Genomic DNA, 26,418 nt, shown 5'->3' with positions numbered 1-26,418 from the left:
AGCGTTGTGACCGCCACGCAGGAGACCGGTACCGCTGCGGCACCGTGGGTGGGAACCCGCATGCAGCGCAAGGAGGACCAGGCGCTGCTCACCGGCCGGGCCACCTGGACCGACGACATCGCCCCGCCCGGCACCCTGCACATGGTCGTCGTGCGCAGCCCGCTGCCGCACGCCCGGATCGTCGCGGTCGACACCGCCGCCGCGGCCGCCGTCCCGGGGGTCCGCGCGGTGCTCACCGCCGCCGACGTCGACGACGAGTTCCTCGCCGGCATCCCGTGCGGCTGGCCGGTCACCGAGGACATCCGGATCCCCGACCACCGCCCGCTCGCCCGCGACGAGGTCAACCACGTCGGCGACGGTGTCGCGGTCGTCCTCGCCACCAGCGCCGCGGCCGCCCGCGACGGCGCCGACCTCGTCGACGTCGAGTACGCCGAGCTGCCCGCCGTGGTCGACATGGCCGACGCCCTCGCCGACGGCGCCCCGGTCGTGCACGAGGAGATGGGCACCAACCACTGCTACACCTGGCCGCTGGCCACCGGCGACGTGGACACCGCCTTCGCCGAGGCCGAGGTCGTCGTGTCCGGGCGCTACCTGCAGCAGCGGGTCGTCCCCTCGCCGATGGAGCCGCGCGCGGTGGTGTGCGTGCCGGACCCGGTCGGCGCCGGGTTCACCGTCTACACCGCCACCCAGGTACCGCACTTCGTGCGTGACATCCTCGCCGCGGTCACCGGCATCCCGGACACCCGGATCCGGGTCGTCGCCCCGGACGTCGGCGGCGGGTTCGGCGCGAAGTTGAACGTCTACGCCGAGGAGTTCCTCGCCCTCGTCCTCGCCCGCCGGTTGCGGACCCCGGTGAAGTGGACCGAGACCCGTTCGGAGCACCACCAGGCCACCACGCACGGCCGCGGCCAGATCCAGGACGTCTCCGTCGCCGCCACCCGCGACGGGAAGATCCTCGGGATGAAGGTGGAGCTGCTCGCCGACATGGGCGCCTACCTGCAGCTGCTCACCCCGGGCATCGCCGTGTTCGGCGCGTTCACCTTCTGCGGGCTCTACGACTTCGGGCACTACTCCTTCACCGCGAAGGGTGTGTTCACCAACCTCACCCCGACCGACGCCTACCGCGGCGCCGGCCGGTCGGAGGCCGCCTACGGCCACGAGCGGATCATGGACGACCTGGCCCGCGAGCTCGGCATGGACGCCGCCGAGGTGCGGCTGCGCAACCTGCACCCCACGTTCCTCGAGCCGCGCACGGTCCCGTCCGGGGTGCAGTACGACTCCGGGGACTACGAGACCTGCATGCGCCGGGCGATGGAGCTGGTCGGCTACGACGAGCTGCGCGCCGAGCAGGCCCGCCGCCGTTCCTCCTCGGACCCGGTGCAGATCGGGATCGGGTTCGGCAACTTCACCGAGTCCGGCGGGCTGTCGCCGTCGAAGGTCGCGGCGGGGGTCCGGCTGCAGTCCGGCGGCTGGGAGCAGGCCACCGTGCGCATGACGACCAGCGGCAAGGTCGAGGTCGTCACCGGCACCTCCCCACACGGGCAGGGCCACGAGACCGCCTGGTCGCAGATCGTCGCCGACCGCCTCGGTGTGCACCCCGACGACGTCGAGGTCCTGCACGGCGACACCCTCGTCGCGCCGTTCGGGCGCGACACCTACGGCTCGCGCAGCCTCGCCGTCGGCGGCACCGCGGTGCACCTGGCCGCGGGCAAGGTGCTGGACAAGGCGATGCAGATCGCCGCACACCTGCTGGAGGCCGACGAGAAGGACCTGGAGTTCACCGGCGGCCGGTTCTCGGTGGCGGGGACGGCCGGGCCGTCGGTGACCATCCAGGAGGTGGCGGGCGCGGCGTCGCTGGCGAACGACCTGCCCGAGGGCATGGAGCCCAACCTGACCGCGGACTCGGCGTTCGACCCGCCGAACTTCACCTGGCCGTTCGGGACGCACGTGTGCGTCACCGAGGTCGACACCGAGACCGGGTTCACCCGGATCCGCCGCTACGTCGCCGTCGACGACTGCGGGGTCGTGGTGAACCCGACGATCGTCGAGGGGCAGCTGCACGGCGGCATCGCCCAGGGCATCGGGCAGGCCCTCTACGAGCACGCCACCTTCGACGAGGCCGGCAACCCGACGGCGGGCAACCTGGCGTCCTACGCCGTGCCCGCCGCGACCGACCTGCCGCACTTCGAGCTCGAGCAGCTGGTCACGCCGTCGCCGACGAACCCGATGGGGGTCAAGGGGATCGGCGAGTCCGGCGCGATCGGCTCCTCGCCCGCCGTGGTGAACGCGGTGATCGACGCCGTCGCCCACCTCGGTGTGACCCATGTGGACATGCCCGCGACGCCACAGGCGGTCTGGCGGGCGATCAACGCCGCGTCCGGCCAGACTGCCTGAACCCACCGGGAGGGAGACCGGACATGGTGGACATCAACTGTGACATGGGCGAGTCGTACTCGATCTACCACTGCGGCGACGACGAGGGCCTGATGCCCTGGGTGACCGTCGCCAACGTGGCGTGCGGCTTCCACGCCTCCGACCCCCGGGTCATGACCCGGACCGTGGCGCTGGCCAAGCGGCACGGGGTGAAGGTGGGGGCGCACCCGTCGCTGCCCGACCGGGAGGGCTTCGGCCGCCGCGAGATGAGGCTCGACCGCGAGGAGCTGACCGCGGGCGTCGTCTACCAGATCGGTGCGCTGGCGGGGTTCCTGCGCGCGCACGACATGGAGCTGAACCACGTCAAGGTGCACGGCTCGCTCTACGGCATGTCCGCCCGGGACCCGGAGGTCGCCGCCGCGATCGCCGACGCCGCCGACGTCTTCGGCGCCCCGCTGGTCGGCATGGTCGGCACCGTGCACGAGCAGGTCTGGGGTGACCGGCCCGCGGGGTTCGTCGCCGAGTACTACGCAGACCTGGACTACCGCGACGACGGCTCGCTGATCATCACCCGTGAGCACGAGGCGTTCGACCCGGTGCGGTCCGCGGATCGCGCCCTGCGCGCGGTCACCGAGGGGAAGGCGACCTCGGAGAACGGCAAGGAGCTGACGGTGCGCGCCGACTCGGTCTGCGTGCACTCCGACACCCCGAACGCCGTCGAGCTCGCCCGTGCCGTGCACGACGCGCTGAAGCCCCACCTGAGCAGCTGAGAAGGAGTACCCGCAGTGCCCCGACACGAGGTCGTCTCCCCGATCCCCGGCGTGTTCTACCGCCGTCCCGACCCCGGCAGCCCGCCGTTCGCCGAGGACGGCGCCGCCGTCACCGACGACCAGGCGATCGGCCTGGTCGAGGTCATGAAGTCCTTCCACCAGATCCCGGCGGGCGCCACCGGCACCGTCGTCGAGTTCCTGGTCGGCGACGAGGACGAGGTGGACGCCGGCCAGCCCGTGGCGGTGGTGGAGACGGCATGAGGTTGCTCGTCGCGAACCGCGGCGAGATCGCCGTCCGGATCATCCGGGCCGCGCGCGACCTGGGCATCGGCACCGTCGCGGTGCACTCAGAGGCCGACGCCGACGCCCTGCACGTGCGCCTGGCCGACACCGCCGTGGCGATCGGGCCCTCGCCCGCGTCGAAGTCCTACCTGGTCGCCGACGCGATCCTGGCCGCGGCGGAGGAGACCGGCGCCGACGCCGTCCACCCCGGCTACGGGTTCCTGTCCGAGCGGGCGTCGTTCGCCGCCGCCGTCGCCGGTGCGGGCCTGACCTTCGTCGGCCCGGACGCGGCGACGATCGAGCGGATGGGCGACAAGGTCGCCGCCCGGGAGGTCGCCCGCGCCGCCGGGGTCCCGACCGTGCCCGGTACCCCCGGCGGGGTCGCCGACGCCGACGCCGCGGTCGCCGCCGCCCAGGAGGTCGGCTACCCGGTGATGCTCAAGGCCGCCGCGGGCGGCGGAGGCCGGGGCATCCGGGTCGTCGCCGACGCCGAGGCGCTGCGCACCGCGTTCGGCCAGGCCTCGACCGAGGCGGAGAAGGCGTTCGGCGACGGCACCATGTACCTGGAGCGGTTCGTCGAGCGCGCCCGGCACGTCGAGGTGCAGGTCCTCGGCGACGGCCGCGACGCCGTCCACCTGTTCGAGCGGGAGTGCTCGCTGCAGCGCCGCAGGCAGAAGGTCGTCGAGGAGGCGGTGTCGCCGGGGATCACCGGGGCGACGCGCGAGGCGATGACGGCCGCGGCGGTCGCGCTGTGCCGCGAGGTCGGCTACACCTCGGCCGGCACCGTGGAGTTCCTCGTCGACGACGAGACGGGCGAGTTCTTCTTCATCGAGATGAACACCCGCATCCAGGTCGAGCACCCCACCACCGAGCTCGTCACCGGCATCGACCTCGTCGCCGAGCAGCTGCGCGTCGCCGCGGGGGAGCCGCTGCGGTTCACCCAGGACGGCATCTCCCGGCGCGGGCACGCGATCGAGTTCCGGGTCTGCGCGGAGGACCCGGAACGGGACTTCCTGCCCCAGCCCGGTGGCGTCGGGCGGGTCACGCTGCCGGCGGGGCCGTGGGTGCGCTGCGACACCTGGCTGGAGCCGGACGGGACGGTCCCGCCGTACTACGACTCGCTGCTGGCGAAGGTCGTGGTGTGGGGTGCCGACCGGACCGAGGCGCTGGCCCGGTCCCGGCGTGCGCTCGACGAGTTCTCCGTCGCCGGGATCCCGACCACCGCCGGGCTGCTCCGCACCCTGGCCGGGGAGCCGTGGGTCGCCGACGCCGACTTCCACACCGGGACCCTCGAACACTGGCTGGCCGAAGGGAAGGGGACCTCATGAGCGCCCGCTACAGCTGGGGCGGCGACGAGTTCGTGTTCGTCGAGCTGGCCGAGGACATGAGCCTGCAGGCCAACTTCAAGGCCGTCGCGATCACCAACCTGCTCCGCTCCGAACGTCCGGACGGCATCCTGGAGATCTGCCCGGCGAACGCCTCCTACCAGGTGCGCTACGACCCGGACGTGCTCGACCCGCACGCCCTGATGGCGCAGCTGACGGAGCTGGAGACCCGGGTCGGCGACGCGCTCGGGGTCACCCTGGACTGCCGGGTCGTCGAGATCCCGGTGCTCTACCAGGACCCGTGGACCACCGAGACCCTGATGCGGTTCCGCGACCGCCACCAGGACCCCGAGGCCACCGACATCGAGTACGCGGCCCGCATCAACGGCTACGCCGGGGTGGACGAGTTCATCGCCGCGCACTCCGGCTCGCCCTGGTTCACCTCGATGGTCGGCTTCGTCGCCGGGCTGCCGTTCAAGTACCAGATGGTGCCCCGGGACCGGCAGATCGTGGTGCCGAAGTACCTGCGTCCGCGCACCGACACCCCCAAGCAGACCGTCGGCTACGGCGGCTGCTTCTCCTGCATCTACTCGGTGCGCGGCGCCGGGGGCTACCAGATGTTCGGCATCACCCCGGCGCCGATCTACGACCCGACCCAGACCAAGCCCGACTTCACCGAGCACATGGTGTTCATGCGGCCCGGGGACATGGTCAAGTTCCGCGGCATCGACCGCGACGAGTACGACCAGCTCCACGCCGCCGCCGAGGCGGGGGAGTACCGGATCACCGCCCGTCCGGTGGCGTTCGACCTGCAACCGTTCCTCGACGACCCCGACGGCTACAACAAGCGCCTGCTGGAGGTGCTCGCGTGACACGCATCGAGGTCCGCAAGCCCGGTCTGTCCACCACCGTGCAGGACGGTGGCCGCTCCGGCTACTACCACCTGGGCATCCCGCCGTCGGGCGCGCTGGACCAGTACTCGCTGACCTGCGCGAACGCGCTGGTCGGGAACCCGGACGGCGCCGCCGCACTGGAGATCGTCTACATGGGCCCGGAGCTGGTGTTCACCGGCCCGGCGACCCTCGCCGTCGCCGGGGCGACGATCGCCCCGAAGGTCAACGGGTCGGCGGTGCCCGTCTGGGAGTCCTTCGACGTCGCCGAGGGCGACGTGCTGGCCTTCGACTACCTCAAGGCCGGCGCACGGGCCTACCTCGCGGTGTCCGGCGGGATCGACGTGCCGGAGAAGCTCGGCAGCCGCGCCACGTACGCGCTCGGCGCCCTGGGCGGGCTCGACGGCCGGCCGCTGGCCGAGGGCGACGTCCTGCCCGTCGGGTCCGGCACCGGCCGGGCCGGGCTCGTCGTACCCGAGGACCTGCGGCCGTCGCTCGCGAAGGACGTCGAGGTCCGGGTCGTGATGGGGCTCTACGACCACCGGCTCACCGACCGGGGCCGCGCCACCTTCCTCGACACCACGTGGACGCTGACCCCGGTCGCGGACCGGATCGGGTTCCGCTACACCGGCGGGGAGCTGGAGACCGTCGACCGTGAGCCGCCGTTCGGGGCGGGCCAGGACCCGTCGAACATCGTCGACTCGCCCTACCCGATCGGCTCCATCCAGGTCCCGGGCGGTGTGGAGCCGATCGTGCTGCACCGGGACGCGGTGTCCGGCGGCGGCTACATGATGGTGGCGACGGTGATCTCCGGGGACCTCGACGTCGTCGCCCAGTCGGCGCCGCGCACCCGCACCCGGTTCGTGGCGGTCGACCTGGAGACGGCGCTGTCGCTGCGGGCCGAGCGGAAGGACCGGCTCGCGCGGATGCACAGCGCACTGGAGCGGTGACACCGCTCCCGCTCACCCGTTCGGGCTGGCCCCGCAGCGCCGTCTGGTCCAGACTCGACGCTCGGTGACGCGGGGCGGTACCGGACGTGGGGGAGGGCCGAGCGATGAGCGGCAGGCACCGGAGGGCGGCGGGGGCCGGACTGGTCAGGCGGGTCCTGGCCGTGACGGTCCCCGTGGTCGGGGCGATCGCACTCGCCGCGGCGGTCGTCGTCACCGTGACGCCGGGGGAGCAGCCCGTCGCGGCGCAGGGAGAGCAGGGGGAGCAGACCGGCCCCGGCCCGGCCGCGCCGCTCGCCGCCGGTCCCGCGGTGCCCGGCGGTGGCTCCCCGGCGCGGATGGCCGACCCGGCACCGCTCGCGCAGGCACCGGTGCGGGCGGCCGCCGCGGCCGCGGCCGCCGCGCCCCGGAACCCCACGGCGGGCTCGCCCCGGGAGCCGGGGGCGCCGGGTGCGGCCACCGGCGCGTCCGGCCCGGTCCGGTCCGGCGGGGGTGGTGCGTCGCGTTCCGCCGCACCGCCGTCGACGACCGGCGGCGCGGACGGCCCCGCTGCGGCGGGCCCGGGTGGCGGCACGGCCGGTGACCGCACCGCGCCCGGACCCCTCGCCGTCGCGCCCGGCACGGGCCCTGCGCCGGCACCCGGCCAGGTCACCGCTCCGGACGACACCGCCCCGGCCGACGACACGCCCCCGGCCGACGACACCGCACCCGACGACGACCCCGCTCCCGGTGACGACGCCGCTCCCGGCGACGACACCGGGTGGTCCGCCCCGTCCCGGCCGACGGTCCCGCGGCCGGTGGTGCCCGCTCCGCGCGGGGCCGTCCCGCCCCAGGCCGCCCCACGGTCCGCCGCGCCGCCGGACGACGACCCGGCCGGCAGCGGTTCCTCCGGTGTCTCCCCGGGCACCGTCACACCGGCCGACCCGGACACCGGCGCCGCGGACGGGGCGCTGCTGCGGCTGCGCCTGCGGATCGCCGAGACCCCGCCCGTCGACGTCCGGGTGCCCGGACCCGCGCTGTCGCTGCTCGGGGGCTGAGCCCGGCCGCCCGTCCGGGCGGCGCACAGTTCACCCCACCGGGACGGCCCGCGAAGGCGACGCACCCGTTCGGTGCATGGCCGTACCGCCGTCCGCCGGTGACGATCACCCCATGCGCACGGCGAGCGGCTCCACCACGTGACCGGCCGGCACCGGATGCCGGGCGGGCCCGGCCCGGCCGGCCCGGACCCCGTCGGGCCCGAGGCGTGGCCGAGCTCCGCTGCCCGCTACCGGGGCGCGACCGCGACGGCACCCGTCGGCCCAAGGGAGGTGCCACGATCGGTCGAGGGCCGGGCCCGGCCGCCGCGGGGCCGCCGGCGTCTCCGCGTCACCCTGGCCGGGGTCGTCCCGGTGGTGCTGGTCGCGTCCGTCACCGTCGCCGGTCTCCTCGGGACCGGGGTGCTCGGCGGGGTCGCTCCGGCGGACCAGCGGGTCGACGACCACGTCCCGGTACCGACCTTCGCGTCCGGCCCGTCCGTCGACGACGCCTCGTCGATCCCGATGCCGTCGCGCTGGTACGGCTCCGGCACCGGGATCGCGCCCACCACGGCACCGGTCGCGGCCCGCGAGACGCGCGCGGCCGCCGTCGCCGACGGGGCGGTGCGGGCGGCCACGGCCCGGATCGCCGAGGAGCGCCGGATCGCCGAGGAGCGCCGGGCCGCCGAGGCCGCCGCACAGGAGCGCCGGGCCGCGGAGCAGCGCGCGGCGCAGGACCGTGCCGCGCAACGGGCCCGGGAGCAGGCCGACGCGCGCCGTCGCGCCGCCGTCCCCCCGACCGGGGCACCCACGACCCCGCCCGCCCCGACCACCACCCCGGCCCCGCCGACCGGCACCGCGCCCGACGACGCCCGGACCGCGACCCCCGCCCCGACCGACGACGCCCCGCGCACCGAGGGCGTCGTCTGTCGTGTCGTCCGGTTCGTGATCGTCCCCTGCTGAGGCCCGGCCGGGCTAGGCAGGTTTGAGCCCCTCCGGCTCCGGCTACCGACAGTGCAGGAGGCGATCACGATGAGCGCACGGCACCGACGTCCTCGTACCACGCCGGGCCGCCTGGCCCTGCTCGGCACCGTCCCGCTGGTCGGCGGTGCCGGTCTGGCGGCCGCCCTCGTCGGTGGCGCCGACGACACGGACCCGGCCCGGGACATCACCCCCACCGCCGCAGCCGCCGACGGCACAGCGGTCGACGGCACAGCGGCCGATGCGACCGACGCCGTCGCTGTCCCCGGAGGCGGCGAGATCGTGCTGGACGCCGTCGGCGGGGCCCGCGACGCCGCCACCCGGGCGGGCGACGCACGGACCGCGGGCCGGGTCAGCACCGTGGCCGCCGAGCTGCGCGACCAGGCACGGGCCCGGGCCGACGCGGCCCGCGCCGCCGGGGACGCCGAGCTCGCCGCCTACCACCGCGACGAGGCGGCCCGGCAGGACCGGGTCGCGGACGCCTCGCGCCCCGTCGTCCCCGACGAGCAGACCGGCGACGACGAACTCACCGGCACCTCGCCGCTCTGCCGCGCCGCGGACGTCGTCCGGCTCGGCCCGCTCACCGCGGCCGGACCGCAGTGCGACGACGACCCGTGGATCGCCGGCCAGGTCGAGGACGCGATGCGCCGCGGCGGCCTCGACCGCCCCGTCGGCTGACCCGGCCTACGGCTCGAGCACCGTCAGTCCCAGCGCCGCGCAGATCGCGCCCGCCTGGGTGGGGGAGACGATCGCCCCGCGCAGCTCGCGCGGGGTGTCCGGGGTGACCTCGCCGAGGTCGCAGCCCCGCAGGTCGGCGCCGTCGAGCCGGGTGGACCGCAGCACCGTGCCGCGCAGCCGGCACCGCTCGAACCGGACGTCGCGCAGGTCGGCGCCGGACAGGTCGGCCTCGGACAGGTCGCAGTCGGCGATCCGCAGTCCCCGCATCGCCACGTCGCGCAGGTCCGCCAGCTGCAGCGAGCAGTCGTCCAGGACGAACGACGCCGACAGCCCACGCAGTCCGCGCAGGACGGTGCCGATCATCCGGCAGCCGGTGAACCGGGTGTCGCCGAGGGTCGCCCCGGCCAGCCGGGCCCCGGACAGGTCGACCCCGCCGAGCACGGCGTCGGTCAGGTCCGCCTCACGCAGATCGGCCCCGGCCAGCGACGTCCCGGTGATCCGCGCCCGGTCCAGCCGCACGCCGCGCAGATCCGCCCCGGCGAGCGAACCGCCCCGCAGGACCAGTCCGGCGAGGTCGGTCTCCCGCAGGTCGGTCTCGTCGAGGACGGCCGAGTCGACCTCCACGCCGTCCCGGGCCGCCGCGAGCAGGTCCTCCGCCGTCGTCACCGCCGTCACGGGCGACAGCGTGGCACGGTCAGGACGCGGCGGGTGCGTCCGGGCCCACCGGCAGGCAGCGCACCGGGTTCGCGTGGGCGGGGTCGAGCGCGTTGAGCACGTGCTGCAGCGTGACCGGGTCGAACGCGACGGCGACGTGCTCGGCGAGGTCGGTGGGGCAGCCGTCCTGCAGGACGATGTTGTGCGCGCCGTCGAGCAGGCCCGAGGTGTAGGGGACGACCAGCTCGTCGTAGCGGGTGAGGATCATCGTGTAGTCGACGCCGCCGGCGCGGGGTCCGCCGTCGGAGTTCATGCGCTGCAGGAAGTCCGAGCCGTGCAGGAACTGACGGCAGGACGCGCACAGCGGGTCGAGGACGGTGCCGACGGCCGGGCCGAGGCCGAGCTGCTCGCCGGTGCGGTTGAGGAACGCCAGCCCGGCGGTTCTCGTGCCGTCCCAGAGCGGTGTCAGGCCGACGTAGCGCCGGACCTTGTCGGCGCCCCCGAGGAACCGGACGTAGTGGTTCGGCATCAGCGAACCCTCGGAGTGGCCGACGATGTCGACCTTCGCGGCACCGGTGGCCCCGCGGACCCGGTCGACGAACGCGGCGAGCTCGGCGGCGCTGTCCTCCATCGGGGCGAGCCCGCCGACCTGGGTCAGCGGCGGCGGCGCCAGGGGGTTGCGGCCGTAGGTCAGGGAGAACACGCAGTAACCGCGCTGGGCCAGCTGCGGGGCCATGTAGGCCCAGTTGTTCCCCTGGTTGGCCGAGAGGCCGTGGACGAGGACGACCGGCTCCGGGTGCGCCTCCGACGGCCGGCAGCCCCAGTCGTTCGACCCGGGCGGGGAGGGGTCCAGCAGGTCCTGCAACGACGCGACCTGCTCGGGCTCCGGTGCCGCCGCCTGGGCGGGCGGGACCAGCGCGAGGCCGACCGTGCACACCGCGACCGCGATCGAGACGACCGCCGCCCACCTGCGCCGGTCGTTGCCCTGTCCAGCCACCAGCCGCCTCCTCGGATGCCGTCGTCACGAGGATCAACGACGACGGTCACCGGAGGTTGCGCACCGTCACCGGACAGGGCCGTCCGGGGGAAGGGTGGCTACTCCGTCCGATCCTGCCCGGTGCTCCCGTCCGGCTCCGTGGTCCCGTCGTGCCGGGGAACCTGGTCCTGGCGGGGACGTCCGCCGCGGCGCATGTTCCCGTTGGTGGTCCGCCGGGTCGGGTCGACCAGGCGTTTCCACTTGGCCTGGGCCGCCTGTCGGCTCGACAGCTGGGCCTGGACGGCGTCGGCGACCTCCTTCCAGGTCATCCCGCCGGCCCGCAGGGTGCGGATCAGGTCGCGCTCGTAGTAGTCGGCCAGCCGGCGCATCTCCTGCACCAGGGCGTACCAGGCGGCCGCCCCGTCGTGGGTGAGGACGCCGTCGGCCGCCCGTCCCTTCATCCCGTCCAGTTGTTCGGTGATGGACTCCCGCTTCTTCGCGATCGAGGGGTCGGCCCGTTCCAGCCAGCGCTGCGCTTCCTCGTACCTCATGATGTCAATGGTTCATTGACGCGTACGCGCGGTCAACCGTTGCGCGACACCGGCGTGTCGCGGGGGAGTGGGCCACGACGGCCGCGATGCCGCCCGCCGGCGACACCGGAGTGCCGGTCGTCGCCGGCGGGCGGCCCAGGAGGCGCTGGCAGCGCCCTGTACGGCCCTGTGCGGACCGCCGCGGTGGGGGCCCGGGCATCCCCGGCGGACACGCACGACCAGACCGGTCCTGTGCCCGCTGAACCTCCCGGATGCGGCGGACGGCGCCGGGCCCGCGGACCGATGTACCGGAGGAGGGCAGGGCGAGGCGAGGTGGATGCCCGTGGCTTCGAGGCACCGGTGGTGCTGCTGGTCCCGGGGCCGGACAACGGGGTGGCCTGTCCCTTCTACGGTCAATGTTTCATTGACGCGCTCTTCACGTCGACGAAAGGACGACACACGAACCGCCGCGACCAGGCGGAGGCCGCCCCGGGGGAGCGGCCGTCAGATCAGGGGGAGGCTGAAGCCGTCGTGGGTCCGGAGGAACCCGAGGCGCTCGTAGAACCGGTGGGCGTCGGTACGGGACCGGTCGGAGGTGAGCTGGACGAGCGCCGCGCCACGTCGACGGGCCTCGTCGACGGCGTACCGGACCATAGTCGCCCCGAGCCCGTCGCCGCGCCGGCCGGCCTCGATCCGTGCCCGCAGCGCGACGACGGCCGGCACGTCACGGGCCGTGGCCCGGCGCAGGACGGGTACGGGCACGGCGGGACCTCTCGCCGCGGGACGGCGGGGGAGCGGGCTCCGGAGAGTGTCCCGGAGTGATGTCGTGCGGCCGGGCTGGGAGTCCGCCGGGTCAGCGGTCACCATGACGGGCATGTCCCTCGACACCCGCGACCGGGCCGACGGCACCACCCCCGCCGCCGCGTCCGCTCCCGTTCCGACCGGCGGCGACCCCGTCACGGTCTCGTTCACCCGTCGCGCCGACCCCGGTCACGCCGCGGAGATGACCGCCTGGATCCGCTCCGGCCTGCTCATGGCCGAGGGGTTCCCCGGCTTCCTCGGCGGCGGCTGGGTCCGCAGCCGCGACGGCTCCGACGAGTGGCACATGCTGGCCCGCTTCGACTCCCCGGAGTCGCTCGGGCGCTGGGAGGCGAGCCCCGAGCGCCGCTGGTGGCTCGGGTCCGCCCAGGGCCTGGCGGAGATGACCCGGGCCGAGCGCCGCACCGGGATCGAGGGCTGGTTCGACCAGCCCACCGCGGTGGAGACGGCCGGCCCGCCCCAGGTCACACCGCCGCGCTGGAAGCAGGCGACGACGATCTGGCTCGTCTTCTTCCCGATGAACCTCCTGGCCACGGTGACCCTCGGCGCGCTGCTCGCGGACTGGCCCGTCGTGCCGCGGCTGGCGGTCACGACGATCGTCCTGACCCCGGTCATGGTGTACGTGATGCTGCCCTGGATCACCCGTGTGCTGGGGTGGTGGCTGCAGGGCAGGCGGTTCCGCGACCGGCACCGCGTCCCGGTGGGCTGATCACCCCCGGGGGCTCCCCGGATCACGCGGAGCGAGGCCGCTACCGTCGTTCGGTGCTCACCTCCGAAGCGACGGTCGCCGCGCCGGCTCCGGTCGACACGCTCCGCGACCGTCGACGCCTGCACTGGGCGGGCCGGCTCGGTCTCCTGGCGTTCGTGCTCGCCGTCGCGGTGCCCTTCCTGCCCGTGGTGCAGCACACGACCACGATCGTCTGGCCGTCGGTGGCGGACGGCACCGCCGACGTCAACGCGCCGCTGGTCGCGCTGCGCCCGGAGACGATGTCGGTGGTCGTCCCCGCCGACGCGATCCGCAGCCTCGACGACCGCGCCGACGGCTCCGCCACGGTGCTGTCGACCGTCCCGCCGGAGTCGCCGGAGGGCGCCCGCTCCGGGATGGTCCTGACCGTCGCCGACGGCCAGCTGGCGCTGGTCGACCGCGGCCAGCAGCTCGCGACGGCGCCGCTGCGGGCCGGCCCGTCGGAGGTCCGGATCACCTCCGACGGCACGTCCACCACGATCGACCTGGGCTCCGGGGCGCAGACCTTCGAGGGGGACCTGCGGCCGCAGGTCGTGGGGATCTACTCCGACCTGGACACCGCGCTCGACCCGACGGCCGGCACCGCGGTCCGGATCACCCCGGACACCCGCTTCGACACCAGCCCGTCGGTGTGGAAGACCGCGGCCACCGTCGTCGCCACGGTGGCGCTGCTGGGCTCGCTGCTCGCGCTGGCCGGCGTCGACCGGCACCTGGGCCGCAGCCCGCACCGGGCGGGCCGCGACGCCATCGGCGGTCTCGCCGGGCGGTGGCCGCCGCGGCTGCGCCGCTGGTGGTCCCGTGCGAGGCCCCGGCCGATCGACCTGATCGTCACCGTGGTGCTGGTCGGGTGGGCGGCGATCGGGGGCCAGACCTCCGACGACGGGTTCACCCTCGGCATCGTCCGCGACGTCCCGACCTCGGGCTACGTCGGCAACTACTACCGCTGGTACGACGCCGCGGAGGCGCCGTTCGGCTGGTTCTACGATCTCTACGCGCTGTGGGTGCGGGTCTCGGACTCGCTGCTGTGGCTGCGGCTTCCCTCGGTGCTGATGGGGATCATGGCCTGGTGGCTGGTCTCCCGGGGCCTGCTGCCGCGCCTGGGCCGTCAGGCCCGCCGCTCGCGGGCGGCGACCTGGGCCGCCGGGATGGTGTTCCTGGCGTTCTGGATGGCCTACAACTCCGGGCTGCGGCCCGAGCCGGTCGTCGTCGTGTGCTCGCTGCTCGCCCTGGTGTGCGTGGAGCGGGCGCTGGCCCTGCAGCGGCTGCTGCCGGTCGCCCTGGGGCTGTTCGCGGCGTCGATGGCGGTCGGGGCGAACCCGGCCGGGCTGATCGCGATCGCGCCGTTCATCGCCGGCGTGCGTCCGCTGTGGCACCTGCTGTCGGCCCGGGTGCGGGCGGCCGGCGCCGTCCCCGTTCTCGCCCCGCTGCTGGCCTCCGGCACCGCGATCCTGATGATCGCCTGGGCGGACCAGAGCTGGGCAGCGGTGGTCGACTCCACCCGACTGCGGTCCGACATCGGCCCGGACTGGCCCTGGTACACCGAGATCGCCCAGCGCTACGCGCCCCTGTTCGAGGGGCTCGCGGACGGATCCATCGCCCGTCGGTTCCCGATCCTGCTGGTCATCCTCTGCCTGCTGGCGTGCGTCGTCGTGCTGATCCGGCGCAACCGGATCCCCGGTGCCGCGCTCGGGCCCGCCCAGCGCCTCATCGGCAGCACCGTGATCGCGCTGCTGATCTTCGCGCTCACCCCGACCAAGTGGACCCACCACTTCGGGGATCTGGTCGGTCTGGGCTCGGGCATGGTGGCGCTCGCCGCTATCGCCACCGGCTCGGACGTCCTGCGCTCGCTGCGCAACCGGCTCGCGTTCCTGTCGGCGGTGTTCCTGGTGGCGGCGCTGTCCGCGGCCGGGCCGAACCTGTGGTGGTACACGAACAACTGGGGCGTGCCCTGGGCGGGCGAGCAGGTCACCGTCGCCGGCTACGAGCTCTCCACGATCCTGCTGCTCGTCGCGCTGCTGCTCGCCGCGGGGGCCGGGGTCGAGCACCTGCGCGGGATCCGCGAGGAGCGGCACCCCGACCAGTTGGCGGGTGTCGAGCGCGCGCTGGGCCGGATCCCGCTGCTCGGGCGCTGGGTCCGTGCCCGGGACTGGCGCCGCGACGCGTCATCGGCGCTGCGGGCGACCCGGCGGCTGCGGCTGACCTCGGCGCCACTGGCGGTGCTGTGCGGGCTGCTCGTCACGTTCAACGTGTGGTCGATGGTCTCGGCCGTCCAGGACCGCTCCGGCACGTGGACGATGGGTGCCGACGCGCTGTCGCACCCGTTCGGCGGGTCCTGCGGGCTCGCCAGCCAGGTGTTCGCCGAGCGCAGGCCCGTCGACGGCGTGCTGCCCCCCGCCCCGGAACCGACCGGGATGGCCGCGCCGGCCCGCTCCGGGCTGCTCCCGACCGTCGCGCCGCCGCCCCCGCCGGGGGAGCCGACCTCGACCCCGGCACCGCTGGCCCCGGGGGTGGTCCCCGCCAACAGCCCCGACGCGCAGCTGCTCGACCCCAACAGCGGGGGCAGCGGCTTCGTCCGCGACGGGATCCCGCCGACCGGCGGCGGCACCGGCGCCTCCGGGTTCGAGTACGTCCTGTCCGGTGGGCTCGGCAGCGACGCGGCACCCGCGTTCGGCAGCTACGTGCCCCGCAGCGACCGCAACACCGGCACCCTGCGCACCCCGTGGGTGATGCTGACCGCCGAGCAGCGCGCCGGCACCACGCCGCTGGTCGTCACGGCAGCCGGGCGCCTGGGCAACGGGAACCGGCTCACCGTCCAGTACGCGACACGGTTGTCGGACGGGCGGGTCCGCGTCGTCGAGCAGACCACCCTCGACGACGGCCGGGTGGAGGAGATGCCGTGGCGCGAGCTGCGGTTCGACCTGCCCGAGACCGCCCGAGCGGCCACCGAGGTCCGGATGGTCGTGCAGGACAACTCACTCGGCGCCGACGGCTGGCTCGCCATCGCGCCGCTGCGGGCGCCCCAGCTGGCGCCGTTGTCACAGGTCGTGGGCGACCAGCCGATGTTCCTCGAGTACCCGGTGTCGCTCGCCAGCCCGTGCCTGCACCCGTTCCGGACCTCCGGCGGCATCGCCGAGGTCCCCGCCTACCGGCTGCAGGCCGACGGCAGCCAGATGCGTGCCGACGGGGAGGGGTGGTCGTCCCCGCAGGCCGGTGGCCCACTGGGCTGGATCACCGTGATCGGCAAGCAGACCGAGCTGCCCACCTACCTCGAGGGCGACCCGGGGCGGGACTGGGGCAAGGTGCAGGCGATCCAGCCGTACCGGCCGAACGCGGTCACCCCGACCCTGGAACGTCGCGACGTGGACCGTTCCGGGCTCTACAGCTCCGGTCCGCTGCCGGCGCCGCCGCCGGGCATCCCGTCACCGAGCCGGTGACGGCGGGCCCGGGCCGGTGACGGCCCGGGGAACGGGGTCAGCCGCTGAACTCGACCGCGGGCGCCGCGGAGGACTGCCTGCGCTCCGCGGGCCCCTCGTCCCCGGTCTCGCGGTCCGGGACGGCCCGGGCTGCCGGCACGGCCTCGGTGGCGGGCTCGTCGGTGGCCGGTCCCTGCGGCGTGACGCCCGCGGCCTCGCCGGCACGGGCGCGGCGGTGGGCCTCGACGACCTCGGACGGGATGCGGCCCCGCTCGGACAGCGTCCAGCCGTTCTCCCGGGCCCAGGCCCGCACCGCGCGGTTGTGCTCGCGGGTCGCGGCGTCCGAGCCGTCCGCACCGCTGCGCCCGGCCGACGGCGCGGACACGCCCGCGTTGCGTCCGGTGCGCGGGGACCCCGCGGTACGCGCGACCCCGACGAACGGGGCGAGCGCGTCCCGCAGCGCCGCGGCGTTGTCCGCGGTCAGGTCGATCTCGAACCGGCGGCCGTCGAGCCCGAAATCGACGGTCTCGTCGGCGTCGCCGCCGGTGATGTCGTCGACCAGCCGGATCGTCTCGACCTTCGCCACTGCACTTCCTCCCGGTTCGCCGCCCCGGATTCACCCGGGGTCGCCGGAAGCATAACGACGGAGGTTCTCCTAATCGTGGGCGCCCGGCCGGGCGGAACGGCGGAACTCCCGCGCCCGGACCACACTCGGCCTGGTCGGACGCACCTCACGCAGCGTTCCGATCAGGACGGCGAGGCCGATCAGGACAATGACCAGCAGTACTGCGACGACTGCGCCCACGGTGTTCTCCTCGCCGGTCGGTACGCGGCCACCCGCCGCCGGTGAAAGTGCGATGTACCGACGATAGGAGCGTGCCGAATGGGTCGGCGCGGTATTCGAGCAATTCTCGGGCCGTGCCCGCCGGGGGAGGGCCCAGGTTCGCCGTCTGCCCGCCGTTCGCCGACCACCCGGTCGATCCGCTGAGCGTGCACTACCGACGCCTCGTGTGATCCGACGATCATGTGATCCCGCTCTCGCCCGGATGCCGGACGTGATCTAGAATGCTCTACGAGCCGTAGAACACGGTGCCGACGCCGGACCGTTCGAGGGTCCTCCCACCCGGGCGTCGGGCCCCACCGCGCCGCCTCAGCGCCGGAGGTCCGTCCCGGGACGCGGGGACGGAAATGAGGCCACGGGGATGACGGTCGAAGCCGGTCTGGTCAACGCCGACCTGCGCCGCAAGCGGTCGGTGGACCTGGCGCAGCTGATCCACGAGCAGCACGGGGGACCCGTGACGGCGCTGCGCGAGGGTCTGCTGACCTACCCGTACCCGCACCCGGTGGCCGACTGGCACCGCGCGCAGACCGTCGTCCCGGCGATGCGGGGGACCGGCGAACTGACACTGGTGGCCTCGACCGCACCGGACCGGAGCTCCCCGGCGACCGGCGTGGGGATCTGGGAGCTCGCCGTCACCGGGTCGGAGCCGTTGGCGCGCGGCGAGGCCGAGGGGTGGGCGCGCGCCCTGTTCGGGTACCGCTGCGCGCCGCTGGTGTACCGGCGCCGGACGGGCGGGCTGTTCCACCGCCCGACCGGCGTCGAGTTCGTCGTCTTCCACGGGGTGCACGGCCCGATGCACCCCTCCGACGTCGAGGAGTACGGCGCGAACGCCTGCGCCTGAGCGCTCAGAGCCGGTAGGACCGCAGCCAGACGGTCTGGGCGGCCCGGCGGAGCGCCGAGAGCACGTCCTCGGGCAGGACCTGGTCGGTGTCGGTCAGCACGTAGCCGAGGTCGCCGCCGGTGGACAGCGACTGCCCGACGACGTTGACGCCGGCGTCGGCCAGCAGCCGGTTGATGTCGGCGAGCACACCGGGGGTGCTGGTGTGCAGGTAGGCGGTCCGGAACACCCCGGGCGGGTTCAGGGCGCCCACGTTCGGCAGGTTCACCGACAGGGGAGTGGCGCCGAGCTGCACGAAGTCGAGCAGCTTGCGCGAGACGAAGGTGCCGATGCCCTCCTGCGCCTCCTGGGTCGACCCGCCGATGTGCGGGGTCAGGATGACGTTGTCCAGGCCGCGCAGCGGTGAGTCGAACTCGTCGCCCTGGGCCTTGGGCTCGACCGGGAACACGTCGACGGCGGCGCCCGCGAGGTGCCCGGACAGGATGTTCTCCCGCAGGGCGTGCTCGTCGGTGACCATGCCGCGCGAGGCGTTGATGAACATCGAGCGGGGCTTCATCCGGGCGAACTGCTCGGCGCCGAAGAGGCCGGCGTTGCCGGGGCGGCCGTCGACGTGGATGGAGACGACGTCGGACTCGGCCAACAGCGCGTCCAGGCTCGGCATCCGCCGTGCGTTGCCGTGGGCGAGCCGGTCGGCGGTGTCGTAGAACACGACCTGCAGCCCGATGGCCTCGGCCATGTTGGAGAGCTGGGTGCCGATGTTGCCGTAGCCGACGATGCCCAGGGTGCGGCCGCGGAACTCGTGCGCGCCCTTGGCGGACTTGTCCCAGACGCCCTCGTGCATCCGCTGGGTCTTCTCGGTCAGCCGCCGCGCCAGGACCACGATCTCACCGATGACCAGCTCGACGACGCTGCGCGTGTTCGAGTACGGCGCGTTGAACACGGCGATGCCGCGCTCGGCCGCCGCGGTGAGGTCGACCTGGTTGGTGCCGATGCAGAAGCAGCCGACGGCCAGCAGGTCCTTGGCAGCGTCGAGCACCTCGGCGGTGATCGTGGTGTTGGAGCGGATGCCGAGCAGCTGCACACCGGCGAGCGCGTCGTGCAGTTCGTCGCCGCCGAGCGACCCGGGTCGGGTCTCGACCTCGAAGCCGTCGCGTCGGAACGCCTCGGCGGCGCCGGGGTGGATGTTTTCCAGCAACAGGACCTTCACGCGTCCAACCTAGGACGCCGGGAGGTCTCGGAGGCACCGGGGCCGGGTGATCCTTGCGGCATGACGCCGTACGGGGGGTAGAACGATCGTCTCCGGTGGGCAGGCCCGCAACGGCCGAACTGTCATAACGTGCATTATCGGCTCAACGGATCAGTGCGTCCGGCGCCGTGTGAACCGTCCGTCCCCAGTCCTGCTGCATAAGCTGGTCGAGCAACGCCGTCTCCGCTCCGCCCGGGGCGCGTCGCACGCCGGCGAGCACCGGCTCCGACAGGGCCGGCCGGAGCGGCCGCGTCAGGTGCTCCCAGCCGTCGGGTACCGCGGAGAACGGCACCACCGTGACCCCCAGACCTTCTGCGACGAGTCTGACCGCGGTCGAGATCTGTGAGGCCCGGCCGACAGTTCGCGGGGCCGGCCCGTGGTCGGCGAACAGACCGGTCAGGTACTCGTCGAGCTTGCTGGCACGGCGGAAACGCACCCATCCCTCACCCGCGAGGTCGTCGAGGGCGATCGGCTCGGCGCGTCGCAGCAACGAATGGTCCGGGGGCAGCACGGCGACGTAGGACTCCTCTCCCAGCTCCCGCACGTCGAACAGGCAGCCCGGCGGGATCTCGTGCACCAGGACCATGTCGAGCGTGCCCTGGCGGGCGAGTCGCTCCATCTCCGCCGGGTCGGGTTCCTCGTGGATGGTGACCTGCAGGCGCGGATGCCGGCGGCGCAGCTCGCCGAGCGCGCGAGGAAGTTGACGAGCCCCGAACCCCAGATAGACGGCGATCACGAGCTCGCCCGACAGATCACCGCCGGCAGCCCGGGCGGCGATGAAGGCCCGCCGGGAGGCCGTCGTGGCGACCTCCGCCTCGGCCAGGAACGCCCGCCCCGCCACGGTCGGACTCATGCCTTGCGGGGTGCGTGTGAACAGGCGCACCCCGACCTGCTTCTCCAGGGTGCCGATCTGCTGGGACAGCGACGGCTGGGCCATGCCCAGCCGTTCGGCGGCGGCGGTGATGCTGCCCTCCTCGGCCACGGTCAACGCGTACTCGTACTGCCGCAGGTTCACGCCGTACCACCTCGATAGATACTCTCTATGGCAAACATAGTGACAGGCCAGTTGTGCCTATGGCAATGCGGTGTCACCGTTCGGTCCGTGTCTACTGCTCGGTCGAACGGAGAAGGAACGGGAATGCGTCTCGACAACAAGGTCGCCCTCGTCACCGGCGGAGGGGCGGGGCTGGGTCATGCCATCGCCGCGCGATTCGCGGCCGAGGGTGCCCACGTGTTCATCACGGGTCGCCGGAAGGACGTACTCGACGACGCGGCCGCGTCGATCGCCGGCAAGGTCACGGTGGTTCCCGCGGACTCCACGTCGGCCGCCGACCTCGCGGATCTCGCCGAGACCATCCGCCGGGAGGCCGGGCGCCTCGACGCCCTCGTCGCCAATGCGGGCATGATCGAGCGAGCCGACCTCGGCGAGGTCACCGAGGACCACTTCGACCGCACCTTCGACATCAACGCGCGCGGGACGATGTTCACCGTCCAGACGATGGTGCCTCTCATGCCGGTCGGCGGGTCGATCGTCCTCGTCGGGTCGATCCAGAGCACCAAGGGTCTTCCCGGGTCGACGACCTACAGCGCCGCGAAAGCGGCGGTGCGGTCCTACGCGCGCGTGTGGGCCGCCGAGTTCGGCGGTCGCGGTCTGCGCGTCAACGTGCTGACCCCGGGCCCCTTCGACACCTCCATCATCGACGGACAGGCCGAGTACTTCGGCGAGGACCCCACCGCGCTGCGCGCCCGGATGGCGACGCACGTCCCGCTGGGCCGCCTCGGCCGGCCCGAGGAGCTCGCCGGTGCGGCCCTGTTCCTCGCCTCGGACGACAGCACCTTCATGACCGGTGCCGAACTCTGCGTGGACGGCGGCATGGCCCAGGTGTGACCGCTGCCGTGGCGACGAGGAGCGCGCCGACGGCGACGGTCGCCGGCGCGCGACCGTGACGCCGTGGCGTGCGCGGCTCAGTTCCCGCGGCCGGTCGCGTCCTGCAGCTCGTCGATCCGCTTCGAGGCCTCGGCCTTGGTCATCGCGTCGAGGTTCTCCGGGGCGTCCTGCCCGGCCTGCTGCAGCAGCGTCTCCAGGTAGGAACGCTGCGGGCCGGTCATCGGCTCGTCGCCGGTCGTCCAGTCCGCGGGGTCCTTCTCGGCCGTCCCGGGGTCGACGGCGCCGGTGCTGTGGTCGTTGGTCATGGGTCGAACGTATCTTCGACCAGCACTCCCCGCACGTCGAGCCGTCCCCGCCCCACCGGAACTGTCATAACGGCGACCCGGTCGGTGTCGGTGCCGGTCACTACGCTGCCGCTGTGCCCCTGGACGAGTACCGCCGCCGGCGCGACGCGCGGCGCACGCCCGAGCCGGTGCCCGAGCACGACGCCGGGCCGCCGGGCACCGTCGGCGACCGGTTCGTCGTCCAGGAGCACCATGCGACGGCGCTGCACTGGGACCTGCGGCTCGAACGCGACGGCGTCCTGGCGTCGTGGGCGGTCCCCAAGGGACTGCCGGAGGACTCCGAGACCATCCGGATGGCCGTGCGGACCGAGGACCATCCGCTGGAGTACCTGGAGTTCTCCGGGGAGATCCCGCGCGGCGAGTACGGCGGCGGCGGGATGGCGATCTGGGACCACGGCCGCTACGACACCGAGAAGTGGAACGACCGCGAGATCGCGTTCGTCCTGCACGGCAGGCGCGTCCGCGGCCGGTTCGTGCTGCTGCACCGCAGCTCCGGCGGACGGAAGGACAACTGGCTGCTGCGCCGCACCCGGGACCAGCCCGACGGCATGGACGCCGGGGGTGAGCCGCTCCCCCACGACGTCGTCCTGGCCGTCCCCCGCCCCGCCGACCGGCTGCCCACCGGGGACGGCTGGACGGTCCGCCCGGTCTTCGGTGGCCGCCGGGTACTGGTGCGGGTGGACGGCGGCCGGCTCTCCCTGCGTCCCGTGGACGGCGACGGCCGGGCCGGGGAGCCGTTCGACCCGCCGGGTGCGCTGCGGGGCCTGGGGCCCGCGCTGGGTGCCGGCGGGCACCTGCTCGACGCCGAGCTGACCGGCCGCGGCGAGCTGTGGGTGGCCGACGTCCTGCACACCGGCGGCCGCGACGTCCGGGCGCTGCCCGCCGAGGAGCGTCGCGCGCTGCTGGAGGAGCTGCCCCTGGACGGGCCGCACCGGCGGGCGGCGCCGTCGTACCCGAACGCGGGCGCCCGGCTGCTCGACGCGGTGCGCGACCAGGGCCTGCCCGGGGTGGTCGCGGTCCGGACCGGTTCCCGGTACCCCGAGGGCGCGGGCGACGACTGGCGGGAGGTCCGGGTGGACGGTGCGAGCCGGAGGGCGGCACAGCGCGGGACCGCACGGCGCGAGGGGTACGGGCGGGCGTCGCTGTCCAACCCGGACAAGGTGCTCTACCCCGCCACCGGCACGACCAAGGCCGACGTGCTGGGGCACTACCTGGCCGTCGCCGAGGCGATGGTGCCGCACCTCGACGCCCGGCCGGCGACGCTCAAGCGCTGGCCGGACGGGGTGGAGGGGTCGTCGTTCTTCGAGAAGAACGTGGCCCGGCACGCGCCGGACTGGCTGCGCACCGCCCGCGTCGGGACGCCCGGCGGCCGGTCGGAGTCCGCGGACTTCGCGGTCCTCGCCGACGCCGAGGGGCTGGCCTGGGCGGCGAACCTGGCCGCGCTGGAGCTGCACGTGCCGCAGTGGCGCCTCGGCCCGCGCGACGGCCGCCACCCGCCGGACCGGGTGGTGTTCGACCTGGACCCGGGTGAGGGCACGACGATCGTGGAGTGCTGCCGCGTGGCGCTGTGGGTGCGGGACCTGCTCGACGAGCACGGACTCGTGGCGTACCCGTCGACGTCGGGCGGCAAGGGCATGCAACTCTACCTGCCGGCGCGGGTCACCGATCCGGAGCGGACCAGTGAATTCGCCCGCGAGGTGGCCGAGCGGCTGGCCGAGGAGCACCGTCGCGAGGTGATCGCGGTGATGACCCGGGCCCGTCGGCGCGGGAAGGTCTTCGTCGACTGGAGCCAGAACAACACCGCCAAGACCACCATCGCCTCGTACTCGCTGCGCGGCCGTGAGCGCCCCACCGTCGCGACCCCGGTGACGTGGGCGGAGGTCGAGGGCTGCCGCGAGCCCGCGGACCTGGTGTTCACCCTCGACGACCTGCCGGCCCGGCTGGACACGCACGGGGACCTCATGCACCCCCTGATCGACACCGAGGGTTTCCGGCTCCCCCGTGGTGGCGTGATCGGACGGGTGCCAGGCTGACCGCCGTGCACCACCCGTACCTCGACGGTCCGCACCCCCGCGCCTACGCCCACCGTGGCTGGCACATCGGGGAGCTGTCCGGTTGCGAGAACACCGTCGCCGCGTTCATCGCCGCCGCCGACCACGGTCTGCGCTACGTCGAGATGGACGTGCACGCCAGCGCCGACGGGGTGCCGTTCGTGCACCACGACCCGACGCTGGACCGCACCACCGACGGCACCGGCCGGATCGACGCGCGCCCCGCCGCGGAGCTCGACACCGTGCGGGTCACCGGGGCACAGCGCACCGAGCCGCTGCCGCGGCTGGCCGAGGTACTCGACGCGGTCCCCGGGGTGCGGGTGACGATCGAGCTGAAGTCGGCCGAGGTCGTCGCTCCGACGTTGGCGGTGCTCGACGCCGCCGACGCCTGGGACCGGGTGTGCCTGGGCTCGTTCTCCGTCCGCCGGCTGGGCGTCGCCCGGGCGCTGGCCGGGCCGAGGCTGTGCACGTCGATGGGGCAGGCCGAGGTGGTGGCGCTGCGGGCCCGTGCGTGGGGCGTCCCGGGCCGGCTGCTGCCGGCGTCGGCGGGGGTGTTCGCGCAGGTCCCGCCGATGTTCGGGCCGATCCCGGTGGCGTCGGACCGCCGGTTCGTCGAGGCGGCGCACCGGGCCGGGCACGAGGTGCACGTGTGGACGGTGGACGAGGCCGAGCAGATGCGACGGCTGCTGACCCTCGGGGTGGACGGGCTGCTGTCCGACCGGCCGGACCGGCTGCTCGACGTCGTCGGGAGCTGACCGGGTGGGCGCCTGCGTAGATGATCGGAGGCCGGGTCCCGCGGGCGTCGATACGCTCGCGCCGTGACCGCCTCGACCGCTCCGACCGCAGAGCCGGCCCCGCCCCGCCGATCCCGGCTGTGGGCCTGGGGGCTCTGGGACTGGGGCTCCTCGGGGTTCCAGCACATCGCGCTGACCTTCGTGTTCTCGGTGTACCTGACCGACGCCGTCGGGGCGGACCTGCCGGGCTCGGTCAGTGCGAACAGCTGGCTGGCGTGGTCGACCGCGGCCGCCGGGGTGCTGATCGCGCTGATGGCGCCGGTGGTCGGGCAGAGCGCGGACCGCACGGGGCGGCGGCTGCGGGCGACCGGGGTGTGGACGGCGCTGGTCGTGCTCTGCATGGCCGGGATGTTCTTCGTCCGCGACGACTGGTCCTACCTGTGGCTCGGTCTGCTGCTGCTGGGCATGGCGTCGATCTTCGTCGAGCTGGCGTACGTGTCGTACTACGCGCTGATGGCGCACGTGTCGACGCCGACGACGGTCGGGCGGGTGTCGGGCTTCGGCTGGGCGCTGGGCTACATCGGCGGGATCGTGCTGCTGCTCGGGGTGTACGCGTTCCTGCTGTCCGGCGACGGCGGGCTGCTCGGTGTCCCCACCGCCGACGGGCTGGACGTGCGGATCGCGGTGCTGGTGGCGGCGGTGTGGTTCGCGGTGTTCGCCGCGCCGATGTTCCTGCTGCTGCCCGAGACTCCACCGGTGGCGCCGGACGCCCCGAAGCTGGGCGTGGCCGGTTCCTACCGCAGACTGGTGACCGACCTGCGCGCGCTCTACCGGGCCAGCCCGCACACGGTGTACTTCCTCGGGGCGAGCGCGCTGTACCGGGACGGCCTCAACGCGGTCTTCGCCTTCGGCGGGGTCCTGGCGGTGACGGTGTACGGGCTGGAGCCGGGCCAGGTGCTGATCTTCGGTGTGGCGATCAACGTGGTCGCGGCGCTGGGCTGTGTGATGGGCGGCCGGCTGGACGACCGGCTGGGGCCCAAGGCCGTCGTGGTGGGGTCGCTCGCCGGGAGTGTGGCGGTGGGTGTGATCCTGCTGTTCGTGTCCGGGCCGACCATGTTCTGGATCTTCGGGCTGGTGCTGGGGCTGTTCGTGGGGCCGGCGCAGGCGTCGTCGCGGTCGTACCTGCTGCGGGTGTGCCCGGCGCAGCAGGAGGGCCAGCTGTTCGGTCTGTACGCGACGACCGGGCGCGCGGTGTCGTTCCTGGCGCCGGCGCTCATCGGCCTGTTCACCTACGTGTTCGGCTCGGACCGGGCCGGGACGATCGGGATCGTGCTGGTCCTGGCGGCGGGACTGGTCGCATTGCTGCCGGTGCGCTCCCCCGGCCGTGCACCGCTCCGGTCGGCTGTGTGAACACTCGTCGACACCCCGGTGGGCACCGTCACACATGGCTGACACGTCACATCGGAGTGTGTAACGGGCGGCGATAGGGAACACTGGCCCATCGGGCGCAGAGCGGGTTACCGCGAGGTAACTCGAGCGGGTCTGTTCTGCCCTGCCGCCGGAATACCGTAGCTCCACGTACGTTACACCCGGTGGCGAAGACGTAACCGTCGAGGTGCTCCCTCGACATCGCGCTACAGGAGGGTGACGCATGGCCGACCGCGTTCTGCGTGGCAGCCGGCTCGGGGCTGTCAGCTACGAGACGGACCGCAACCACGACCTGGCGCCGCGGCAGATGGTCCGTTATGTGTCCGAGTCCGGCTACGAGTTCCAGGTGCCGTTCGCGAACGACGCCGAGGCTCCCGCGACGTGGGAGTCCCCGCAGGGCGGCGTCGGTCGTCGGGTGGACGGGACCGAGCCGGAGCAGAAGAAGCAGAAGCCGCCGCGTACGCACTGGGACATGCTGCTCGAGCGCCGGTCGATCGCCGAGCTCGAGGAGCTGCTCGACGAGCGCCTGGAGCTGCTGCGCGAGCGGCGCGCCGAGATCGCCTGATCCCGGCCGCACCGCAGGCACACACCGGACCACCACCCGGTGACCACGGAGCCCGGATCCCTCAGGGGGTCCGGGCTCCGTCGCGTG

General features: G+C 74.1%; 25 protein-coding genes and 1 pseudogene. 17 read left to right on the top strand and 9 right to left on the bottom strand.

The features are described 5' to 3' along the window. Positions 1-6 precede the first annotated feature (6 nt). The 9 genes from DMP15_RS16070 (at position 7) to DMP15_RS16030 (ending at position 9,259) form a co-directional block, all read left to right on the top strand. Positions 7-2,394: a xanthine dehydrogenase family protein molybdopterin-binding subunit gene (locus DMP15_RS16070; protein ID WP_337826112.1), complete on the top strand. Its 2,388-nt coding sequence runs from the start codon at positions 7-9 to the stop codon at positions 2,392-2,394. Positions 2,395-2,417: 23 nt separating this feature from the next. Continuing rightward, positions 2,418-3,143, top strand: coding sequence for a 5-oxoprolinase subunit PxpA (pxpA, locus tag DMP15_RS16065; protein ID WP_337826111.1), 726 nt, complete (start codon positions 2,418-2,420; stop codon positions 3,141-3,143). A 15-nt stretch (positions 3,144-3,158) separates the two neighbouring features. After that, complete coding sequence (locus DMP15_RS16060; RefSeq protein ID WP_020625095.1) at positions 3,159-3,404, top strand: acetyl-CoA carboxylase; 246 nt, start codon at positions 3,159-3,161, stop codon at positions 3,402-3,404. Continuing rightward, positions 3,401-4,753 carry an acetyl-CoA carboxylase biotin carboxylase subunit gene (locus tag DMP15_RS16055; RefSeq protein ID WP_337826110.1) on the top strand — a complete coding sequence of 451 codons (1,353 nt, stop codon included), beginning with the start codon at positions 3,401-3,403 and terminating at the stop codon, positions 4,751-4,753. Before DMP15_RS16060 ends, DMP15_RS16055 begins: the two co-directional genes overlap by 4 nt. After that, positions 4,750-5,622, top strand: coding sequence for a 5-oxoprolinase subunit B family protein (locus DMP15_RS16050; RefSeq protein WP_062395016.1), 873 nt, complete (start codon positions 4,750-4,752; stop codon positions 5,620-5,622). The genes DMP15_RS16055 and DMP15_RS16050 overlap by 4 nt, the downstream gene beginning before the upstream one ends. Continuing rightward, positions 5,619-6,590, top strand: coding sequence for a biotin-dependent carboxyltransferase family protein (locus DMP15_RS16045; protein ID WP_073574872.1), 972 nt, complete (start codon positions 5,619-5,621; stop codon positions 6,588-6,590). The genes DMP15_RS16050 and DMP15_RS16045 overlap by 4 nt, the downstream gene beginning before the upstream one ends. Before the next feature lie 161 nt (positions 6,591-6,751). Beyond that, positions 6,752-7,624, top strand: a complete 873-nt coding sequence (locus tag DMP15_RS16040; RefSeq protein WP_337826109.1) for a hypothetical protein — start codon at positions 6,752-6,754, stop codon at positions 7,622-7,624. Positions 7,625-7,894: 270 nt separating this feature from the next. Continuing rightward, positions 7,895-8,563, top strand: coding sequence for a hypothetical protein (locus DMP15_RS16035; RefSeq protein ID WP_337826108.1), 669 nt, complete (start codon positions 7,895-7,897; stop codon positions 8,561-8,563). Between the two features lie 69 nt (positions 8,564-8,632). Next, positions 8,633-9,259, top strand: coding sequence for a hypothetical protein (locus tag DMP15_RS16030; RefSeq protein ID WP_337826107.1), 627 nt, complete (start codon positions 8,633-8,635; stop codon positions 9,257-9,259). Positions 9,260-9,265: 6 nt separating this feature from the next. Here DMP15_RS16030 and DMP15_RS16025 read toward each other — a convergent pair whose 3' ends face one another. From DMP15_RS16025 to DMP15_RS16010, 4 genes and pseudogenes are all read right to left on the bottom strand, one after another. After that, positions 9,266-9,934, bottom strand: a complete 669-nt coding sequence (locus DMP15_RS16025; protein WP_337826106.1) for a pentapeptide repeat-containing protein — start codon at positions 9,932-9,934, stop codon at positions 9,266-9,268. A gap of 19 nt (positions 9,935-9,953) precedes the next feature. After that, a complete protein-coding gene (locus tag DMP15_RS16020; RefSeq protein WP_337826105.1) occupies positions 9,954-10,910 on the bottom strand; it encodes an esterase/lipase family protein in 957 nt (318 codons plus the stop codon). A 98-nt stretch (positions 10,911-11,008) separates the two neighbouring features. Then, positions 11,009-11,440 (bottom strand): hypothetical protein, encoded by a 432-nt coding sequence (locus tag DMP15_RS16015; RefSeq protein WP_083658273.1) that lies wholly within the window; start codon positions 11,438-11,440, stop codon positions 11,009-11,011. A 483-nt stretch (positions 11,441-11,923) separates the two neighbouring features. Then, positions 11,924-12,127, bottom strand: a pseudogene (locus tag DMP15_RS16010) (GNAT family N-acetyltransferase); the annotation flags it as partial. Positions 12,128-12,293: 166 nt separating this feature from the next. Between DMP15_RS16010 and DMP15_RS16005 the strand changes: the two are divergent. Then, positions 12,294-12,947 (top strand): antibiotic biosynthesis monooxygenase, encoded by a 654-nt coding sequence (locus DMP15_RS16005; RefSeq protein ID WP_073575330.1) that lies wholly within the window; start codon positions 12,294-12,296, stop codon positions 12,945-12,947. A gap of 53 nt (positions 12,948-13,000) precedes the next feature. Further along, complete coding sequence (locus tag DMP15_RS16000; RefSeq protein ID WP_337826104.1) at positions 13,001-16,417, top strand: arabinosyltransferase domain-containing protein; 3,417 nt, start codon at positions 13,001-13,003, stop codon at positions 16,415-16,417. 37 nt (positions 16,418-16,454) lie between these two features. Here DMP15_RS16000 and DMP15_RS15995 read toward each other — a convergent pair whose 3' ends face one another. Both DMP15_RS15995 and DMP15_RS15990 read right to left on the bottom strand, forming a co-directional pair. Further along, positions 16,455-16,982: a histone-like nucleoid-structuring protein Lsr2 gene (locus DMP15_RS15995; protein WP_308292817.1), complete on the bottom strand. Its 528-nt coding sequence runs from the start codon at positions 16,980-16,982 to the stop codon at positions 16,455-16,457. Positions 16,983-17,051: 69 nt separating this feature from the next. Continuing rightward, positions 17,052-17,201, bottom strand: coding sequence for a hypothetical protein (locus DMP15_RS15990; RefSeq protein ID WP_167409961.1), 150 nt, complete (start codon positions 17,199-17,201; stop codon positions 17,052-17,054). A gap of 397 nt (positions 17,202-17,598) precedes the next feature. On the opposite strand from DMP15_RS15990, the gene DMP15_RS15985 reads away from it, so the two are divergent. Then, the gene (locus tag DMP15_RS15985; protein WP_337826103.1) at positions 17,599-18,078 is read left to right on the top strand and encodes a hypothetical protein; all 480 of its coding nucleotides are present in this window, start codon (positions 17,599-17,601) and stop codon (positions 18,076-18,078) included. 4 nt (positions 18,079-18,082) lie between these two features. Here the strand turns inward: DMP15_RS15985 and serA are convergent, their stop codons facing one another. Together serA and DMP15_RS15975 are read right to left on the bottom strand one after the other, a co-directional pair. Continuing rightward, positions 18,083-19,282 (bottom strand): phosphoglycerate dehydrogenase, encoded by a 1,200-nt coding sequence (gene serA / locus DMP15_RS15980; protein WP_073574861.1) that lies wholly within the window; start codon positions 19,280-19,282, stop codon positions 18,083-18,085. A gap of 142 nt (positions 19,283-19,424) precedes the next feature. Beyond that, entirely contained in the window at positions 19,425-20,336 is a 912-nt protein-coding gene (locus tag DMP15_RS15975) for a LysR family transcriptional regulator (RefSeq protein WP_337826102.1), read from the bottom strand. Between the two features lie 123 nt (positions 20,337-20,459). On the opposite strand from DMP15_RS15975, the gene DMP15_RS15970 reads away from it, so the two are divergent. Then, positions 20,460-21,209 (top strand): SDR family NAD(P)-dependent oxidoreductase, encoded by a 750-nt coding sequence (locus tag DMP15_RS15970; protein WP_337826101.1) that lies wholly within the window; start codon positions 20,460-20,462, stop codon positions 21,207-21,209. A gap of 77 nt (positions 21,210-21,286) precedes the next feature. Here DMP15_RS15970 and DMP15_RS15965 read toward each other — a convergent pair whose 3' ends face one another. Continuing rightward, the gene (locus DMP15_RS15965; RefSeq protein WP_337826100.1) at positions 21,287-21,514 is read right to left on the bottom strand and encodes a DUF3072 domain-containing protein; all 228 of its coding nucleotides are present in this window, start codon (positions 21,512-21,514) and stop codon (positions 21,287-21,289) included. 113 nt (positions 21,515-21,627) lie between these two features. Between DMP15_RS15965 and ligD the strand changes: the two genes are divergently transcribed. The 4 genes from ligD to DMP15_RS15945 all read left to right on the top strand — a co-directional run bounded on the left by ligD (position 21,628) and on the right by DMP15_RS15945 (position 26,331). Beyond that, positions 21,628-23,586 carry a non-homologous end-joining DNA ligase gene (gene ligD, locus DMP15_RS15960; RefSeq protein WP_337826099.1) on the top strand — a complete coding sequence of 653 codons (1,959 nt, stop codon included), beginning with the start codon at positions 21,628-21,630 and terminating at the stop codon, positions 23,584-23,586. A gap of 5 nt (positions 23,587-23,591) precedes the next feature. Further along, positions 23,592-24,359 carry a glycerophosphodiester phosphodiesterase family protein gene (locus DMP15_RS15955; RefSeq protein WP_337826098.1) on the top strand — a complete coding sequence of 256 codons (768 nt, stop codon included), beginning with the start codon at positions 23,592-23,594 and terminating at the stop codon, positions 24,357-24,359. A gap of 63 nt (positions 24,360-24,422) precedes the next feature. After that, positions 24,423-25,748 (top strand): MFS transporter, encoded by a 1,326-nt coding sequence (locus tag DMP15_RS15950; protein WP_337826097.1) that lies wholly within the window; start codon positions 24,423-24,425, stop codon positions 25,746-25,748. 241 nt (positions 25,749-25,989) lie between these two features. Next, positions 25,990-26,331, top strand: coding sequence for an RNA polymerase-binding protein RbpA (locus DMP15_RS15945; RefSeq protein ID WP_020627709.1), 342 nt, complete (start codon positions 25,990-25,992; stop codon positions 26,329-26,331). Positions 26,332-26,418: the final 87 nt, after the last annotated feature.

Source organism: Pseudonocardia sp. UM4_GMWB1 (genome assembly GCF_017312155.1).
In the GTDB taxonomy this organism is placed as follows: Bacteria; Actinomycetota; Actinomycetes; order Mycobacteriales; family Pseudonocardiaceae; genus Pseudonocardia; species Pseudonocardia alni.
Note: the sequence above shows the minus strand (reverse complement) of the source record. Positions and strands in the feature narration are given on the sequence as shown.

Bases quoted from the DNA above. Each gene is read 5' to 3' on its own strand.
- pxpA (WP_337826111.1), top strand. From the start codon at position 2,418: ATGGTGGACATCAACTGTGACATGGGCGAGTCGTACTCGATCTACCAC.
- DMP15_RS16055 (WP_337826110.1), top strand. From the start codon at position 3,401: ATGAGGTTGCTCGTCGCGAACCGCGGCGAGATCGCCGTCCGGATCATC.
- DMP15_RS16050 (WP_062395016.1), top strand. From the start codon at position 4,750: ATGAGCGCCCGCTACAGCTGGGGCGGCGACGAGTTCGTGTTCGTCGAG.
- DMP15_RS16030 (WP_337826107.1), top strand. From the start codon at position 8,633: ATGAGCGCACGGCACCGACGTCCTCGTACCACGCCGGGCCGCCTGGCC.
- DMP15_RS16015 (WP_083658273.1), bottom strand. From the start codon at position 11,440: ATGAGGTACGAGGAAGCGCAGCGCTGGCTGGAACGGGCCGACCCCTCG.
- DMP15_RS16005 (WP_073575330.1), top strand. From the start codon at position 12,294: ATGTCCCTCGACACCCGCGACCGGGCCGACGGCACCACCCCCGCCGCC.
- DMP15_RS15985 (WP_337826103.1), top strand. From the start codon at position 17,599: ATGACGGTCGAAGCCGGTCTGGTCAACGCCGACCTGCGCCGCAAGCGG.
- DMP15_RS15970 (WP_337826101.1), top strand. From the start codon at position 20,460: ATGCGTCTCGACAACAAGGTCGCCCTCGTCACCGGCGGAGGGGCGGGG.
- DMP15_RS15965 (WP_337826100.1), bottom strand. From the start codon at position 21,514: ATGACCAACGACCACAGCACCGGCGCCGTCGACCCCGGGACGGCCGAG.
- DMP15_RS15945 (WP_020627709.1), top strand. From the start codon at position 25,990: ATGGCCGACCGCGTTCTGCGTGGCAGCCGGCTCGGGGCTGTCAGCTAC.